This is a genomic window from Chryseobacterium sp. IHB B 17019 (genome assembly GCF_001456155.1).
Lineage (GTDB): Bacteria > Bacteroidota > Bacteroidia > Flavobacteriales > Weeksellaceae > Chryseobacterium.
The window spans coordinates 3,657,917-3,673,647 of record NZ_CP013293.1 but is presented as its reverse complement, the minus strand read 5'-3'; the positions used below and the strand labels follow the sequence as shown (position 1 = coordinate 3,673,647).

Genomic DNA, 15,731 nt, shown 5'->3' with positions numbered 1-15,731 from the left:
CTGATCGGCGAGATAATCTCCGTTTGCTATGTTGAATATTACATTCAATTATTAATCCTTAAATATTTGATTTTCTTGCTCTTGAACCCGAATAAAAGTCGTTCTTTTCGACAGTTCTTTCAATTTTGAAGCTCCCACATACGTGCAGGTAGATCGAACACCTCCCAAAATATCCTTCACAGTCTCCGAAACCGGACCTTTGTAAGCCACTTTCACTGTTTTCCCTTCTGAAGCCCTGTATTCTGCAACACCACCAGAGTGTTTATCCATCGCGGTTTTTGAGCTCATTCCGTAGAACAGTCTGAATCTTTTACCGTTTTCTTCAATGATTTCGCCGCCGCTTTCATCATGACCGGCAAACATTCCGCCCAGCATTACAAAGTCTGCACCTCCACCAAAAGCTTTGGCCACATCTCCCGGAACTTTACAGCCACCGTCTGCAATAATATGCCCTCCCAACCCATGCGCCGCATCAGAACATTCGATAATCGCGGAAAGCTGAGGATAGCCAACGCCTGTTTTTACTCTTGTTGTACAAACAGAACCCGGCCCGATGCCCACTTTTATGATATCTGCTCCCACGAGAAGAAGCTCTTCCACCATTTCTCCGGTTACCACATTGCCCGCAATGATGATTTTGTCAGGGAAATTAGCTCTTGCTTTCTTCACAAAATCAACAAAATGTTCGGAATAACCATTGGCTACATCAATGCAGAGAAACTCGATTTTTGGGTGCTTTTCGAGGATTGTCCTGATTTTTTCTTCGTCTGATTTTCCGGTTCCCGTGCTTAAAGCAATATATTGATGAATGCTGTCCGGCTGGCTGTTCAAAAATGCTGACCATTCTTCAACGGAATAATGCTTATGAACAGCTGTAATTATTTTATCTTTTGCCAGTTCTACAGCCATTTCAAAAGTTCCCACCGTATCCATGTTAGCGGCAATTATCGGGGTTCCTTTCCATTTCTTTTTAGTATGTCTGAATGTGAATTCTCTTTCCAAATCAACCTCAGAACGGGATTTCAATGTAGAACGTTTCGGTCTGAACATCACGTCCTTGAATCCCAGTTTTATATCATATTCAATTCGCATTTCTTGTATTTGGTTTAAATTGTTTAAATAAAATTAGCAAATAATCTTAAATATCTTACTTTTGAAGCAATGGATTTTCCTGTTACTTTTCACATTTTCGGCAAAACGGTTCTCGCACATCCTGTTTTTGAAGCATTGGGAATGTTTATCGGAATGCGGTATTATTTTTATTTAAAAAGAAAATCGAAGGAAAAACTTCCCTTTAATACTTCTGCTGCAGTTTTAATAGGGGCAATGGCGGGAGCTTTATTAGGTTCAAAATTAATTGGCAATCTGGAAAACCCGTATAAACTTTTCGAACATTTTGACTTTAAAACTTTCTGGACTAATAATACGATTGTCGGCGGATTGGCTTTCGGGCTGATCGGAGTGGAACTGGCAAAAAAAGTTGTCGGACATAAAGAAAGTACAGGAGATTTAATTGTTTTTCCTTTAATATTGGCCATAATTATCGGAAGAATCGGCTGTTTTCTGACAGGAATTTACGAAGAAACCTACGGAATTCCTACAGATTCCATCTTTGGGATGCATCTTGGAGATCAATATTTGCGGCATCCCGTTGCTTTGTATGAAATTGTATTTTTAATAATGCTTTGGATTTGTTTAAAATTAATTGAAAGGGAAAAAATATATCCGCCAGGTTTTGTGTTTCAGTTGTTTATGCTCAGTTATTTTACTTTTAGGTTTTTCTTGGATTTTATAAAACCGAGATTGGAATTAATCGGAAATCTTGGAACCATTCAATTAGTCTGTATTGCTGTAATTATTTATTATATTTTTAAATTGAAAAGCACAAAAACTGTAAATTCACATTAAAATACTTCACATGAAATCTTTAATATTATTAGAAGTTGGGAATCTCGGGGGATTAATTGCCATGATCATCATCGTTTTTATTTTGGGGGCATTATTTATTTCCTTTATTATCACGATGATTGTGAAAGTTTATTATGAATGGAAAGGCGATAAAAAATTCTCAAGAAAACAATTTATTCAAACAATGCTTATCTCTTTGTTGCTGTGCGGTTTAGTGAGTGGGGCAATTTGCGGAGGCGGACTTTAAAACTACATTATGCCAGTAAGAAACTATACATATTACGATTATACCATCAGCCTTTGCCCGGAATGCCTGAAAAGGGTAGGTGCAAAAATCATTATTGAGGATGGCGCGGTTTTTATGACCAAAAGATGTCCGGATCACGGTTTTTTTAAAACTAAAATTGCTTCCGATGTTCATTATTACAAAAATATCAGAAACTACAACAAGGCTTCGGAAATACCTGTACATTTCGGGACGGATGTAGAATATGGCTGTCCGTACGATTGTGGTTTATGTGTTGATCATGAGCAACATAGCTGTCTTTCCATTGTGGAAGTGACAGATCGTTGCAACCTTACTTGTCCCACTTGTTATGCCATGTCTTCACCGCATTACGGAAGCCACAGAAGTCTGGAGGAAATTGAAGCAATGTTTGATATTATTGTTAAAAACGAAGGTGAGCCGGACGTTGTCCAGATCAGTGGAGGTGAACCGACGATTCATCCGGAATTTTTTAAAATAATGGATCTTGCCAAATCGAAACCCATCAAACATTTGATGTTAAATACAAACGGGGTACGGATTGCCAATGATCCCGGTTTTGCAGAAAAGCTGGCAACGTATGCTCCGGAATTTGAAATTTATCTTCAGTTTGATTCTTTCAAGCCCGAAGTTTTGCAGGATTTCAGAGGGAAAGATCTCACGGATGTCAGAATGAAAGCTTTGGAAAAATTAAATGCTTTAAATCTTTCTACAACCCTTGTAATTGTTCTTCAAAAAGGTAAAAATATTGATGAAATAGGAAAAATTATTGATTTTGCTTTAAAACAAAAATGCGTCCGCGGAATTACTTTTCAGCCCGTTGAAATTGCCGGAAGAAACCGAGAAGATTCTGCTCATGAAAAAATTACATTAACGGAAGTAAGACAGGAAATTTTAAACCAGTTTCCTCTCTTAAATTCTGATGATATTATTCCTGTTCCCTGTAATCCGGATGCTTTGGCTATGGGCTATATTTTGAAGTTGGAGGGTGAAACAATTCCTTTAACACGGTATATCAATCCTGCTGATTTACTGAATAATGAAACCCGGAATACAATTGTCTACGAACAGGACACAGGTTTGCAGATGCAGCTTCTGGATATTTTCAGTACCGGGATTTCTGTGGATAAAGTACAGCCTAAAGTGAATCAGTTATTGTGTTGCCTTCCAGAAGTTTCAGCTCCGAATTTGGATTATGATAATCTGTTTAGGATTATTATTATGAATTTTATGGATGCCCATGATTTTGATGTGCGTGCTGTGAAGAAATCATGTGTTCATATCGTTAATAAAGATTTGAAAATGATTCCTTTTGAAACGATGAATCTTTTTTATAGGGATGATAAAATTAAATATCTTGAAGAATTGAGGAAAGAGGATAAGGTATTATTTTGATGTCCTTTTGTCTTGAAATAAAGAACGAAAAATTCAAGACTGGAAACTTCCGCTAAAAATTAAAATTTAATCCTAAGATCCCCAAAACTTGCGCGAGATCAATGTTGTTCTTCGATTCAAAATTCTGTCGCGCTTCGAACAGTGGGAATTTTTTAACGGATTAATTTTTAATTTTCTTAACGCCCCATTTTCCTATGTTGTTAAAAACCAACACAATCATCTGTGTTAATTTGCTAAATCTGTGGTTAATTAAACAAAAGGCGTAAACAATCTTACGCCTCAATATATTTAATCAAAATTCATTACTTCTTCCAACGTCTTCATGTATTCGTAAGCCGTTAAATCAAACTTCACAGGGACAATGGAAATATATCCATTCGCCAAAGCCGTTTCATCAGCATCTTCAGAATCATCCATATTGTTGAAATATCCTGTAAGCCAGTAATATTTTTTACCGTGAGGGTTTACTCTTTCGTCGAAGCTTTCCTCCCATTTTGCGTGAGCTTGCTTGCAGATTTTTACGCCTTTAATTTCTTCTTTAGAAAGTTTCGGGATATTTACATTTAAAACAATCCCTTTTGGCATTGGGTTTTCCAACGTTCTTCTGACAATATTCTGAATATATTCTTTTGCTTGGGTAAAATCTGCTTCCCAGCTGAAATCCAACAGGGAAAAACCTATTGACGGGAGTCCTTCTACGCCGCCTTCTACAGCTGCGGACATCGTTCCTGAATAGATCACATTGATTGAAGAATTCGCTCCGTGATTGATTCCTGAAACTACAATATCCGGTCGTCTTGGAAGAATTTTATCGAGAGCCATTTTTACACAGTCTACGGGAGTTCCGCTGCATGAAAAATCCCTTTGAGGGCCTTCAAGATGTACTTCTTCAAAACTTAGGGTAGAATTAATGGTAATAGCATGGCCTTTACCGCTTTGTGGAGAGTTGGGAGCTACAACAACAACTTCTCCGATTTCGTTCATAAAACTGACAAGATTTCTGACTCCCGGCGCTGTAATTCCGTCATCATTTGTAACCAGAATAAGTGGTCTTTCCATATTAAAATTTAATTTTAACAAAAATACTTAAAAGTATCCGATATTTGTAAAGAAGGTATTAAATTTGATAGTTTGTAACAGTAAATGAAAATTTACTACTAATTGAGATACTTTTAAGAAAATTAATAAAAATACATGACAGATTTATGTGGAAAAATTTCAAACTAAATAAATTTTTACTTCTAATTCCATTAACAAGTCTAATGTTTTGTTTCAACTCGCCACAAAACGATGATGAAAAGATGCAGACGATAATGGTGAGCGTAAAAAACACACTTTCCTATCTACATTACAGCCCGAAACCTATCAACGATGCCTATTCAAAAGATGTTTATAAGCATTATTTTGAATTGGTGGATCCGGCTAAGAGATACTTCCTGCAGTCGGATATGGATGAATTCGGAAAGCATGAAACAAAGCTTGATGATTATATCAACACGGGTGATCTTACGTTCTACAAACTGACTATTGACAGGCTGTACCAAAGAGTGGACGAAATTGATAAAATCACTCAGGAGATTTTCAGTAAGCCTATCAGCCTTGAAGAAGATGAAAGCCTTACCCTTGAGCCAAAATTGAAAAAAGTTCCGGCCAACAAACAGGAGCAATACAATGAGTGGAAAAAATTCATCAAATACAATATTCTTCAGGAAATTGAATCGATGAACAGCAAAGAAGAAGCTCAGAAAGAGAAAAAAGATTCTGTTCAGAAATATAAGCTAAAGGATACCATCAAATATCAGCCATTAAATCAGGAAGCGAAGATCAAAAAAGCTACAGATGAGGTAAAAGATCTTGTGAAAGAGACGTTTACAAGATTTAAAAAGAGAAAGAAAATGGATTGGTTTACCGTATATATGAATGCTTATACTGAAGTTTTCGATCCGCATACCAACTATTATTCTCCAAAAGATAAAGAAGATTTTGATACCAATTTCACAGGAAAAGTAATCGGAATTGGGGCAATTATCCAAGAGAAAAAAGGAAATCTTTATTTAGGGGCCCTTACTATCGGTGCTCCGGCCTGGAAGTCAAAACAGCTTTCGGAAGGTGATAAAATTTTAAAGGTAAAATCTAAACCAAAAGAAGATGCCGTAAATGTTGTAGGAATGCTTTCTGACGAAGCTGTACGCTTAATCAGAGGTGAAAAAGGAACACCAGTGACTTTGACTGTTCAGAAAAAAGACGGAAGCATCAAAGATGTTACGATGATCCGTGAAGAAGTTGCTATAGAAGATACTTTCGCAAGAAGTATTGTGGTAAACTCTCCAAACGGTAAAAAATATGGTTTCATCAATTTACCAAGCTTTAATGCTGATTTTGAAGATGCTAAAGGAAGAAATGCTTCCGATGACATTAAAAATGAAATCCTTAAACTTAAAGAGCAAAACATCCAGGGAATTGTTTTGGATTTAAGAAATAATGGAGGTGGTTCATTAACGGAAGTTGGTGATATTATGGGACTTTTCATGAACGCAGGACCTTATGTTCAGGTAAAAGATGGAAACGGAAAAATCCAAACTTTAAAAAATAAAAACGAAACTCCAATTTGGACAGGCCCTCTTGTAATCATGCAAAACGAGCTTTCTGCTTCTGCTTCTGAAATCTTGGCGGGTGTAATGCAGGATTACGGAAGAGCAATGATTATCGGTTCGCCTCAATCTTTCGGAAAAGGAACTGTTCAGACGTTTGTTGACTTAAACAGATTCTTAAATACAGAAGATGATTTCGGGTCTTTAAAGCTGACGATCCAGAAGTTCTACAAAATTACAGGAGAATCTACTCAGAGAAAAGGAATCGTTTCTGATATCCAAATGAAAGATTTCTTCACCTATGCTGAAATTGGAGAAAGATATGATGATTTTGCTTTAGCTTGGGACAAAATACCGTCTACAAACTTCCAAAAGCTTAATTATTTCAACATTCAGACTTTGGAAAAGGCAAGCGCAGACAGAATGGCTAAAAATGCAAAATATCAGCTGTTGTTAGAATCTGCTCAATGGAGAGAACAACTAGACAAAGAAGAAACAATTACTCTTAATATCAATAAGTTCAACGAACTGATGAAGCAAAGAAAAGCTCAGATCGAGAAATTCAAATCGTTGACTAAATTTGAAAACGGTCTTCAGTTTACAATGTATCAAAACGAAATTGAGAGAGAGAAAAAAGACGAAGCATTCAAGAAAAAATCTGAGATCTGGATCAAAAATCTTAAGAAAGATCTTTATCTTCAGGAAGCAATGAATATTATTGCAGACATGAGTGTAAAATCTTAATATCAATAAGATCACATAAAAAAACCGCTAATGAAATTAGCGGTTTTTTTATTTAAAATAATTGAATTATTTAATTTCTACACAACCTACTCTTCCTCCTGCATTTCCGGTTGGCTGAGTATGGAAATCATCTGCTGCAGCATGTACGATAAGACCCTTTCCGATGATGTTTTTAGATTCGTCTGTACACCCAAGACACCATTTGTTGGTCTTGAAAGTCAACGTGGCAACTCCGCTCTGGTCAGCCACTAAATTACCGATATCTCCCATGTGGAAATGCTCGGCTCCCCATTTTCCGTGGTCGTTTTTCGATGGATTCCAGTGTCCTCCGGTAGAAGTTCCGTCCGCTGCGGAGCAGTCTCCTTTTTCATGGATATGCACTGCGTGAATTCCTGGAGTAAGATTCGTTACATCAAGTTTCATGATAACTTCATCTCCCTTTTGAGTAAACTTTGCCGTTCCTCCTGTCTGTGTGTCGCTTTTAGACATGATCTGATACGTATTTGTTGTTCCGCATGAAACAGCAAATAGCGTACATCCTGCTAATAATGCTAATGTTGTACCTTTCATTGTAAATGATTTAAAGTGATTTTACGATAAATTTAAAAAACATTTTCCAAAATGCTTTATGATTTGTGTTCTTTTTATGTTAATAGGCGGTTTTTACAGCTCAGCGATCAAAGCTTACCTTTCGGTAAGAATTTTTTTAAATAGAATGCTTTAGAGTGCTATTTTTGAACCGAAAATAAAAGCTATGGAAACGCAGAGTAAAAAATTATTATTTCTCATTTCTTTTTTATCATTTACATTAAGTTTTGCACAGACAAAAATCTCAGGGAAAGTAACGTATAGAAATAAAGGAATAAGTGAGGTAAATGTAACATTAAAAGATACTTATGACGGAGCAACAACGGATGCCAACGGGAATTTCTCTTTTGAGACTTCAGAAAAAGGCAATAAAGTATTGACATTTACTCATCCGAAATATATTGATGTTGAAAAACCAATAACGATTGAAAATCAGGAAGTTTCTATAAATGCAGAGTTAAAAGAACAGATCAACGAGATTGATGCTGTCGTGGTTTCCGCAGGTTCTATCGAAGCGAGCGACAAAAAACGGGCAACTGCTCTTTTGACACCAATTGACATCTACACAACCGCCGGAGCAGACGGACAAATTTCCTCGGCGCTGACTTATCTTCCGGGTGTTCAGAAGGTTGGAGAAACAGAAGGTCTTTTCATCAGAGGCGGAACCGGCACAGAATCTAAAATTTTTATGGATGGAAGCTTGATTAATAATTATTTCTCAAGTTCAGTTCCGGGAATTGCCGGGAGAGACCGTTTCAACACGTCACTTTTTAAAGGAAATGTTTTTTCAAGCGGTGGATATTCTGCGCTTTATGGGCAGGCTCTTTCCGGGGCGTTGATGTTGGAAAGTGTTGATCTTCCGGATCAGAGCTCTTACGATTTCGGAATTTCTCCAATCTTTTTGAGTGGTGGGTTTCAAAGATTAAGCGATAGTAAAAATTCGTCTTTTGGAGCGACTTTAGGGTATTCAAACTTAAAATTGATGCAGGAAGTTTTTAATTTTAACACCAATTTCAGTGATGCACCACAAGGTTTGAATGCAGATTTTAATTTCAGAATTAAAACAAAATCAGGCGGGTTTTTTAAATATTACGGAATGTACGATTCCAACAGGATGGGCGTAACTGTGGAAAGCCTTGAGCCGGGAAATGATTTTTCTCTGGTTAATTTAAAAGGGAAAAATACGTATCACAATTTATCTTTTAAGCAAAAATTCGGGAAATATTTATTGAATACAAGTGCTTCTTATTCTTATAACACATCTGATTTAAAATTTTCAACTCAGAATAATGAGATTGAAACAGGGAACACAAAAGTTCTGAACGACGCAAATTACATTAATTTCAAAGCTGTTTTAGAAAGGAAAATCAATAAAATCAGCGCCTTGCGAGGCGGATTTGAACTAAACAGCACAAGCGAAAAACTCAACTTCAATAATTTCGTAGAAAAGCATTACAAAGATTTAATTTCTGCCGCTTTTGTGGAAACGGATTTGGGTTTTAGCAACCAGTTATCAGCAAAAATAGGGGTGAGAGCGGAGAATTCATCTTATCTTAAAAAAAGTAATATTGCACCACGTGTGGCGCTGGCTTATCGTTTTGCAAAAGACTGGACAACATCTTTCGCTTACGGGCTTTTCTATCAAAATCCGGAAAGCAAATATATCAACGGTCCCGCAAACCTGGGTTTCCAGCAATCACAGCACTATATTTTCCAGGTTCAGAGGGCGGCAGATGGAAGAAGTTTACGATTTGAAGCCTTTTACAAAAAATATGATGATTTGTTGAAAGTTAAAAACTTACCCTTCACAGACGGTCAGAATCAATATATCCAAACGGCAGACAATAACGGTGGTTACGGCTATGCAAAAGGACTGGAACTGTTCTGGAGAGATAAAAAAACATTTGAAAACATCGATTATTGGATAAGCTATTCATTCTTGGATTCCAAGAGGGATTTTATCAATTATCCTCTTAGTTTAAAACCGAATTTCGCTTCCGAACATACAATTTCTGCTGTTGCAAAAAGATTTATTCCAAAATGGAAAACAGGAGTAAATTTTTCTTATACCTATGCAAAAGGACGTCCTTACTACGATATTGCAGCGAAAGATGTGAACGGAGAATCAATGTATTACATCAGAAATGAAGGAAGATTAAAAGATTATAACGCTTTGAATTTCAGCATTAATTATCTTCCGAATTTGGGAAAGAAAGATGCAAAAGCATTCACCGTTCTTGTTTTAAGTGTGTCGAATATTTTAGGAACAAAAAATGTTTATGGATATAACTTTTCAATGGATGGATCAAGAAATTCTACAGTCGTTCCACCGGTAAATACCTTTATTTTTGTGGGCGCTTTTATCAGTTTTGGAGTTGATAAAACACAGGATGCCATCAACAACAATTTGTAAAAATCTCAATGAAACGGACTTTTAATAATTTAATTATATAAATTAAATACATATCTTTGAATAATATAAAATATAACCTTAAAAAATAGAAAAAATGAAGAAATATCTATTAAGTTTTGCTTTAGCTTTCATGAGCTTAATGGCTTTTGCTCAATCAGATTACGAAAAGGCAATGAAAGAAAATATTGCAAAAGTTGAAACGGCTCAAACGGCAGAAGAATTTACAACGTTAGCAAATAATTTCCACAGAATTGCAGGAAAAGACGAAAACAACTGGCTGCCTTTTTACTATGCAGGATTGGCAAATATCCAAAAAGGTAGAGCATTAATGAGAGAAGGGAAAATGCAGGATCTTGACTTCATCGCCGGACAGGCTCAGAAATATATTGATGCAGCTTCTCACGTAGCACCTACAGACAACGCGGAAATTCATTTGCTGAACAAAATGGCAGCTTCTTTAAGAATGATGGTGAATCCTCAGCAAAGATATATGACGGACGGCGCAAAGGCTGCTGAAGAAATGAAAAAAGCGGAAAAACTTGACCCAAACAACCCAAGAGTTGCCCTGATCAAAGCGGAAGATACTTACTTCACACCGGAGCAATACGGAGGCAGCAAAACAAAAGGAATGGAGCAGTTCAAAGATGCTTTGGCAAAATTCAACTCATATACTCCGAAGTCAGCATTGGAACCAAACTGGGGCAAATCAGAAGCTGAATATTTTGTAAGCGGAGCTAAAAAATAATATTTTTAATATCTCATCTGAAACCTTTCCATTTTTGTGAAAGGTTTTTTTATGCGGCTCAGTCAGGAAAAATGACGGGTCGGCGAAAAATAATTTTTGATACCTTTAATTTCGGTTAATTTTGACCCAAGAAAACTACACATGAAACGTAAAAGCATTATCATATTACTTTGGGTGACGTTGGGAACGACCTTGTTTTTCTTTTTATTTTTTAACAATGAAAAGACCTTCCGGAACTTTGGGATTACTTTGCTCATCTGCACCATGTATTCTTTCATTCTCGGCTTCGGAAATATGGTTATTAATGATTTTCTCAACAAAAAGTTTCCGTGGTCCGAAACCACCAGAATGAGGGCGTTTCTCAGCATTGTATCCATCATTATAGGAAATTTTATTTTGGTATATTTCTGTAATTATATGAACTATGTTGTCATTCAGAAGTCTGCCACAATAGAAGAGTTTTTCTCTGCAAAATACGGTTTCATGAATTGGTTTACGATCAATATTGCGTTGCTGATCTCGGCCTTTCTTCATGCAAAAAGCTTCATGGAAGAATTGAAAAAAACATCCAGAAAAGAAGTTGTAGAGCAGAAATTAATTGCAAAATCAGCCAATGCACAATTTGAAAGTTTAAAAAATCAATTGGATCCTCATTTTTTATTTAATTCTTTAAATGTTTTAAGTTCATTGATTGACGAAAACCCACGGCAGGCTCAGAAGTTTACGGCCTCAATGTCAAAGATTTACCGCTATGTTTTGGAACAGAAAGATAAAGAGCTGGTAACCGTAGAAGATGAATTGGAATTTGCAAAAACCTATTGTGAATTATTGAAAACCAGGTTCGAAGACAGTGTGGATTTTGTTTTTGATGTTAAAAAAGAGGACTACAGAAGATTTGTCGTTCCGTTGTCGTTGCAATTGCTGTTGGAGAACTGTATCAAGCATAATTTTGCGACTTCTTCAAAACCATTGATTATTAGAATTTTTTCTGAAAATGATACACTCTGCATTGAGAATAATCTGCAGGTAAGAGAGCAAATAAAAGAAAGCTCAGGGATCGGTTTGGCGAATATTGTTCAGCGGTATTCTTTGCTTACAAAACGGAATGTTTTCATTGAAAAATCCGAAGATTATTTTAAAGTAAAACTTCCGGTATTATCCGTTAAGCCAAACGTTGTGAGTACACCTGTTGAGGATAAAGACAAAGCATACGAAAGAGCAAGAAAGAGGGTAAGAGAAATGAAAAGCTTTTATGGAAACCTTATTTCGTATTGTATTATCATTCCTTTTTTAATGATTATTAATTTGATAACAAATCCGGACAACATTTGGTTTGTTTTTCCAATGCTGGGTTGGGGAATCGGGCTTGCGGCACACGGAATGAGCGCTTTTGCGATAGGGAAAAGATGGGAAGAAAAAAAGATCCGGGAAATTTTAGAAAAGGAAAACAAACAATAAAATAAATGATTATGGAAAATATAAGTAAAGACGATATCAGATATCAGCAGGCAGAGAGAAAAGTGAAAAAAATGAAGAACTTTTATGTGTTTACATTTATTTATTTCGCTGTGAATATTTTTATTTTATTCCTGAATTACAGAGGCTTAAAACCTAATGAAACGATATGGCAATTGAAATATTTTGCATTACCACTCTTCTGGGGAATCGGTGTTGTAGGGTACGGGATGAGTCTGTTTTTACCGGGTTTTATACTCGGAAATAAGTGGGAAGAAAAGAAAATTAAGGAATTGATGGAGAAAGAAAAACAGCTTTAAGTATCAATTAAAAATAACAATCAATCGTGAAATGGAACGGTAAAAAATTAATAACTTTACTATAACCATTTCACGATTTTGTTTTCTATCCATTAACGTTAAAAATATTAAAATGAAAACACTGCAAATCATATTCATTATTTCAATGATCGTTTGGTTTATAAGCGAATTTCTGTACAAAAATATTTTAAAATCAAACGAAAAAGACAAGAAAGACAAAGACAAATCGACCTTGAATATCTTATGGATTGCCATTCCGCTTTCTGTTGCCTTAGCTGTGACGGCTTCCTATACAACGGAGTTTCCGGTTACAGATGAGGTTTGGATCTATTATTTAGGTGTAGCATTTATTATCATTGGAATAATTTTAAGGTATATCATTATCAAGTCTTTAGGGAAATATTTTACCGTAGATGTGACTATAAAAGAGGATCATAAAATCAAAAAAGAAGGCTTTTATAAATATGTAAGGCATCCATCCTATAGTTTTTCATTATTGACTTCTCTTGGCTTTGGATTATACTTAAATAACTGGTTGTCATTGGTTTTGGCTGTTGTTCTGCCGCTTTTAGCATTCGGGTACAGAATTAAAGTTGAAGAACAGGCTTTAATTGAACAGTTTGGTGATGAGTATCTGGAGTATAGAAAAAAAACGAAGAAACTGATTCCGTTTATTTATTGATGGACATTTTACCCAACAATTACTCTAATAAAAAGATCCTGATTCGGTTGAGTCGGGATTTTTACATTTCAGGAAGCAATTTCTACGGTTCGGTTATATAAAATTGATTTCAGGCAGCTTTCCGGCCTACATTTGTCTCAAGAAAAACCAACAAACTTTAAACTTAAAAATTATGGAAACATTTACAAACAAAGAAAATCTGGCGTACGAAAAAGCAATAAGAAGAGTAAAAGAACTGAAAAGCTTCTACGGAAACCTTACCTCTTACTGTCTGGTAATACCTTTTTTAGCAGTTTTAAATCTTATAACTGCTCCGGAACAATTATGGTTCTACTGGCCAATGCTGGGATGGGGAATAGGTCTTGCCGCACACGGGATCAATACTTTCGGAATTGGAAAAAACTGGGAAGAAAAGAAAATCAGAGAATTGATGGAAGAGGAGAGAAGAAACACAAAAACACTTTAATTACAATAACTTTGAAAAATTAATACAATGGACTACAATCAGGCACAACAAAGAGTAAACGACTTAAAAAAATTCTACAAAAACCTTCTTTGGTTTGGAATTGTTTCTTTAATTATCTTCTTTAATGATGTTTTTGAAAAAGGAAGATTTAATATCACATTACTTGACGGATCGATATTTTTAGCTATTTGGGCTATTGTTTTAACGGTAAAAGCAGTAAAGTTATTTGTTCTAAATTCCGAATGGGAAAAGAAAATTTTACAGGAAGAAATGAAAAAAACAAAACAGCCTATTCAATTTTAAAAGCTGATAAGTTTTAAGTAAATTTATTTCGAATTTTAAAAACTAAATCTGGAACTCAATGATCAAAACTGTCATTATCGAAGACGAAAAACCTGCTTCAAGGAAACTGGAAAGAATGCTGAATGAATTCCCTGAAATTGAGGTGGTTGCAAAAATAGAATCTGTGGAAGAAGGTGTGAAATGGTTTTCAGAAAACGAGCATCCGCAACTGATCTTTTCGGATATTGTTTTGGGAGATGGACTGTCATTTGATATTTTTGAGAAAGTTCCTACGAAAGGCTTTATTATCTATACAACGGCTTTTGATCAATACACTTTAAAAGCTTTCAAATTAAATAGCATTGACTACCTTTTAAAACCAATTTTAGACGAAGATCTGGCCGGAGCTATTGAGAAATTCAAATCTTTTCTTCCTTCGGATAGCTCTGTCAATTCACAGGAAATTAAGCAGTTAATTAAAAAAGATAAAACAACACTGTCCAGGATTTTAGTTAAAATCGGGTATAATTTGAAAATTGTTCAGACTCATGAAGTAAGCTGTTTTTTCAGTGAAAATAAGATTGTTTACCTGCAGACTCAGGAGCGAACTTATCCCTCGGATTTTACCCTGGATGAGCTGGAAGATATTCTGGATGAAAAGAAATTTTTCAGGGTCAACCGACAGTTTATTATCAACTCGGATTATATCAAAAACATTCACACTTCTCCTTACTATAAAGTCGACCTTGAATTTCAGCCACAGGAAGAGATTACCGTAAGCCGGGATCGTGTAAAGGATTTTAAAGACTGGCTGGTAGGGTAATGTTAATTTTTTATAGAATACATCAAGGTAAAATAATGTCTATAAATATAATGCAAAGTATGGATTTGTCTGTTTTTAATTATTTTAAAGCTCTTCCGGGTTTCACCTTAAACGGAAAATATAACGGTGGAGGAATTCTCCCGGCTAATCCTATAAGCAATATCAATAATGGTACACTGGGATATTTTTCTGCCCATACTTCGGAGAAGAAAACAATTATAATTAACTAGAGTTTTAATATAAAATATTTATTAAATTTGAGATATATAGAAATAAAATTTATAAATAACCAATATTATTATGAAAAATTTAAAAAATCTCTCAAGAAAAGAACTGAAAGCAATTAAAGGAGCAGCAACTTGCCCTTCAGGAAATCATTGGTGCCCGGATGCTGCAGTGTGCGTGCCGATCATCGTGGAATGCTATATTATAGTACCAGAATTACCAGAAGGAGGATGTTTATCCTGTTAATGAGTTTATTAAAAGTTCTTCATCATGAAGAACTTTTTGTTTTATCCCTTTTATCGAATTATTGAAACTTCTTTTCAACAACTATCTGTAATCAATTCTATTAGATTCAGTGTCTTCAAGTTGTTTTATGATAGATTTCGGGATTTCGTCACTGTCAATCGGATAACTGATTGAGTCAGGAACAAATGTTTTTACAGTTCTGTTTTCCTTTTAAAATCATTCATGGAGAATATTTCCAAAGCTACATTTTACTTCATGACTCTGATTTTTGCCTTGGGAATTGTAAAATTAATAAGAGGAATTATGTTAGGTAAACCAATTGGCTTTTTAATGGTGGTCTTGATTATGGAAATACTTATCACTGTATGTATTAGCTCATTTAAAGTAAAGGACAAGATTAAATACTTTTAATTTCTTCAAAGAGCTATAAGTCAAAAAAGAAAACATTTCGTATTTAAAATCTCATAACTAAAGTTAATTGTTGTTAATTTATTAAAAGTTGAATATTGTTAGATAATCAACATTTTATTGCTTTTAAGTATATTGTATAGTATAATGTTTAAATTGTTTAAAAATTTTCATC

General features: G+C 35.2%; 17 protein-coding genes. 14 read left to right on the top strand and 3 right to left on the bottom strand.

Annotated features, from left to right (window positions below; genetic code table 11):
• Positions 1-51: 51 nt before the first annotated feature.
• Positions 52-1,092, bottom strand: coding sequence for a GMP reductase (locus tag ATE47_RS17005; protein ID WP_062163076.1), 1,041 nt, complete (start codon positions 1,090-1,092; stop codon positions 52-54).
• A gap of 69 nt (positions 1,093-1,161) precedes the next feature.
• On the opposite strand from ATE47_RS17005, the gene ATE47_RS17000 reads away from it, so the two are divergent.
• The 3 genes from ATE47_RS17000 to ATE47_RS16990 are packed head-to-tail and all read left to right on the top strand — an operon-like array spanning position 1,162 to position 3,568.
• The gene (locus ATE47_RS17000) at positions 1,162-1,908 is read left to right on the top strand and encodes a prolipoprotein diacylglyceryl transferase (RefSeq protein ID WP_062163075.1); all 747 of its coding nucleotides are present in this window, start codon (positions 1,162-1,164) and stop codon (positions 1,906-1,908) included.
• A gap of 10 nt (positions 1,909-1,918) precedes the next feature.
• Complete coding sequence (locus tag ATE47_RS16995) at positions 1,919-2,155, top strand: hypothetical protein (protein WP_062163074.1); 237 nt, start codon at positions 1,919-1,921, stop codon at positions 2,153-2,155.
• Between the two features lie 9 nt (positions 2,156-2,164).
• Entirely contained in the window at positions 2,165-3,568 is a 1,404-nt protein-coding gene (locus tag ATE47_RS16990; protein WP_062163073.1) for a radical SAM protein, read from the top strand.
• A gap of 288 nt (positions 3,569-3,856) precedes the next feature.
• Here ATE47_RS16990 and surE read toward each other — a convergent pair whose 3' ends face one another.
• A complete protein-coding gene (surE, locus tag ATE47_RS16985; protein ID WP_062163072.1) occupies positions 3,857-4,627 on the bottom strand; it encodes a 5'/3'-nucleotidase SurE in 771 nt (256 codons plus the stop codon).
• Between the two features lie 146 nt (positions 4,628-4,773).
• Between surE and ATE47_RS16980 the strand changes: the two genes are divergently transcribed.
• Positions 4,774-6,903, top strand: a complete 2,130-nt coding sequence (locus tag ATE47_RS16980; RefSeq protein WP_062163071.1) for a carboxy terminal-processing peptidase — start codon at positions 4,774-4,776, stop codon at positions 6,901-6,903.
• Between the two features lie 66 nt (positions 6,904-6,969).
• Here ATE47_RS16980 and ATE47_RS16975 read toward each other — a convergent pair whose 3' ends face one another.
• On the bottom strand, positions 6,970-7,473 hold the full coding sequence (locus ATE47_RS16975) for a superoxide dismutase family protein (protein ID WP_062163070.1): 504 nt from the start codon (positions 7,471-7,473) through the stop codon (positions 6,970-6,972).
• Between the two features lie 184 nt (positions 7,474-7,657).
• Here ATE47_RS16975 and ATE47_RS16970 point away from each other — a divergent pair, with 184 nt between their 5' ends.
• From ATE47_RS16970 to ATE47_RS19580, 10 genes are all read left to right on the top strand, one after another.
• Positions 7,658-9,904: a TonB-dependent receptor gene (locus ATE47_RS16970; protein ID WP_062163069.1), complete on the top strand. Its 2,247-nt coding sequence runs from the start codon at positions 7,658-7,660 to the stop codon at positions 9,902-9,904.
• Positions 9,905-9,998: 94 nt separating this feature from the next.
• Positions 9,999-10,649: a hypothetical protein gene (locus tag ATE47_RS16965; protein ID WP_062163068.1), complete on the top strand. Its 651-nt coding sequence runs from the start codon at positions 9,999-10,001 to the stop codon at positions 10,647-10,649.
• Positions 10,650-10,790: 141 nt separating this feature from the next.
• Complete coding sequence (locus tag ATE47_RS16960; protein WP_062163067.1) at positions 10,791-12,107, top strand: 2TM domain-containing protein; 1,317 nt, start codon at positions 10,791-10,793, stop codon at positions 12,105-12,107.
• Between the two features lie 11 nt (positions 12,108-12,118).
• Complete coding sequence (locus ATE47_RS16955; RefSeq protein ID WP_062163596.1) at positions 12,119-12,424, top strand: 2TM domain-containing protein; 306 nt, start codon at positions 12,119-12,121, stop codon at positions 12,422-12,424.
• Between the two features lie 112 nt (positions 12,425-12,536).
• On the top strand, positions 12,537-13,106 hold the full coding sequence (locus ATE47_RS16950; RefSeq protein ID WP_062163066.1) for a methyltransferase family protein: 570 nt from the start codon (positions 12,537-12,539) through the stop codon (positions 13,104-13,106).
• Between the two features lie 172 nt (positions 13,107-13,278).
• The gene (locus ATE47_RS16945; RefSeq protein WP_062163065.1) at positions 13,279-13,572 is read left to right on the top strand and encodes a 2TM domain-containing protein; all 294 of its coding nucleotides are present in this window, start codon (positions 13,279-13,281) and stop codon (positions 13,570-13,572) included.
• Between the two features lie 27 nt (positions 13,573-13,599).
• Complete coding sequence (locus ATE47_RS16940; protein ID WP_062163064.1) at positions 13,600-13,875, top strand: 2TM domain-containing protein; 276 nt, start codon at positions 13,600-13,602, stop codon at positions 13,873-13,875.
• Between the two features lie 58 nt (positions 13,876-13,933).
• Positions 13,934-14,677 carry a LytR/AlgR family response regulator transcription factor gene (locus ATE47_RS16935; RefSeq protein WP_082632632.1) on the top strand — a complete coding sequence of 248 codons (744 nt, stop codon included), beginning with the start codon at positions 13,934-13,936 and terminating at the stop codon, positions 14,675-14,677.
• Between the two features lie 35 nt (positions 14,678-14,712).
• Positions 14,713-14,907, top strand: coding sequence for a hypothetical protein (locus ATE47_RS16930; RefSeq protein WP_062163063.1), 195 nt, complete (start codon positions 14,713-14,715; stop codon positions 14,905-14,907).
• 70 nt (positions 14,908-14,977) lie between these two features.
• Positions 14,978-15,148 (top strand): bacteriocin-like protein, encoded by a 171-nt coding sequence (locus ATE47_RS19580; RefSeq protein WP_442857069.1) that lies wholly within the window; start codon positions 14,978-14,980, stop codon positions 15,146-15,148.
• Positions 15,149-15,731 lie beyond the last annotated feature (583 nt).

Excerpts from the sequence above, each read along its gene's own strand:
- ATE47_RS17000 (WP_062163075.1), top strand. The coding sequence starts at position 1,162 with ATGGATTTTCCTGTTACTTTTCACATTTTCGGCAAAACGGTTCTCGCA.
- ATE47_RS16980 (WP_062163071.1), top strand. The coding sequence starts at position 4,774 with ATGTGGAAAAATTTCAAACTAAATAAATTTTTACTTCTAATTCCATTA.
- ATE47_RS16970 (WP_062163069.1), top strand. The coding sequence starts at position 7,658 with ATGGAAACGCAGAGTAAAAAATTATTATTTCTCATTTCTTTTTTATCA.
- ATE47_RS16945 (WP_062163065.1), top strand. The coding sequence starts at position 13,279 with ATGGAAACATTTACAAACAAAGAAAATCTGGCGTACGAAAAAGCAATA.
- ATE47_RS16940 (WP_062163064.1), top strand. The coding sequence starts at position 13,600 with ATGGACTACAATCAGGCACAACAAAGAGTAAACGACTTAAAAAAATTC.
- ATE47_RS17005 (WP_062163076.1), bottom strand. The coding sequence starts at position 1,092 with ATGCGAATTGAATATGATATAAAACTGGGATTCAAGGACGTGATGTTC.
- ATE47_RS16935 (WP_082632632.1), top strand. The coding sequence starts at position 13,934 with ATGATCAAAACTGTCATTATCGAAGACGAAAAACCTGCTTCAAGGAAA.
- ATE47_RS16930 (WP_062163063.1), top strand. The coding sequence starts at position 14,713 with ATGTCTATAAATATAATGCAAAGTATGGATTTGTCTGTTTTTAATTAT.
- ATE47_RS16995 (WP_062163074.1), top strand. The coding sequence starts at position 1,919 with ATGAAATCTTTAATATTATTAGAAGTTGGGAATCTCGGGGGATTAATT.
- ATE47_RS16965 (WP_062163068.1), top strand. The coding sequence starts at position 9,999 with ATGAAGAAATATCTATTAAGTTTTGCTTTAGCTTTCATGAGCTTAATG.
- ATE47_RS16975 (WP_062163070.1), bottom strand. The coding sequence starts at position 7,473 with ATGAAAGGTACAACATTAGCATTATTAGCAGGATGTACGCTATTTGCT.
- surE (WP_062163072.1), bottom strand. The coding sequence starts at position 4,627 with ATGGAAAGACCACTTATTCTGGTTACAAATGATGACGGAATTACAGCG.
- ATE47_RS16950 (WP_062163066.1), top strand. The coding sequence starts at position 12,537 with ATGAAAACACTGCAAATCATATTCATTATTTCAATGATCGTTTGGTTT.
- ATE47_RS16960 (WP_062163067.1), top strand. The coding sequence starts at position 10,791 with ATGAAACGTAAAAGCATTATCATATTACTTTGGGTGACGTTGGGAACG.
- ATE47_RS16990 (WP_062163073.1), top strand. The coding sequence starts at position 2,165 with ATGCCAGTAAGAAACTATACATATTACGATTATACCATCAGCCTTTGC.
- ATE47_RS16955 (WP_062163596.1), top strand. The coding sequence starts at position 12,119 with ATGGAAAATATAAGTAAAGACGATATCAGATATCAGCAGGCAGAGAGA.
- ATE47_RS19580 (WP_442857069.1), top strand. The coding sequence starts at position 14,978 with ATGAAAAATTTAAAAAATCTCTCAAGAAAAGAACTGAAAGCAATTAAA.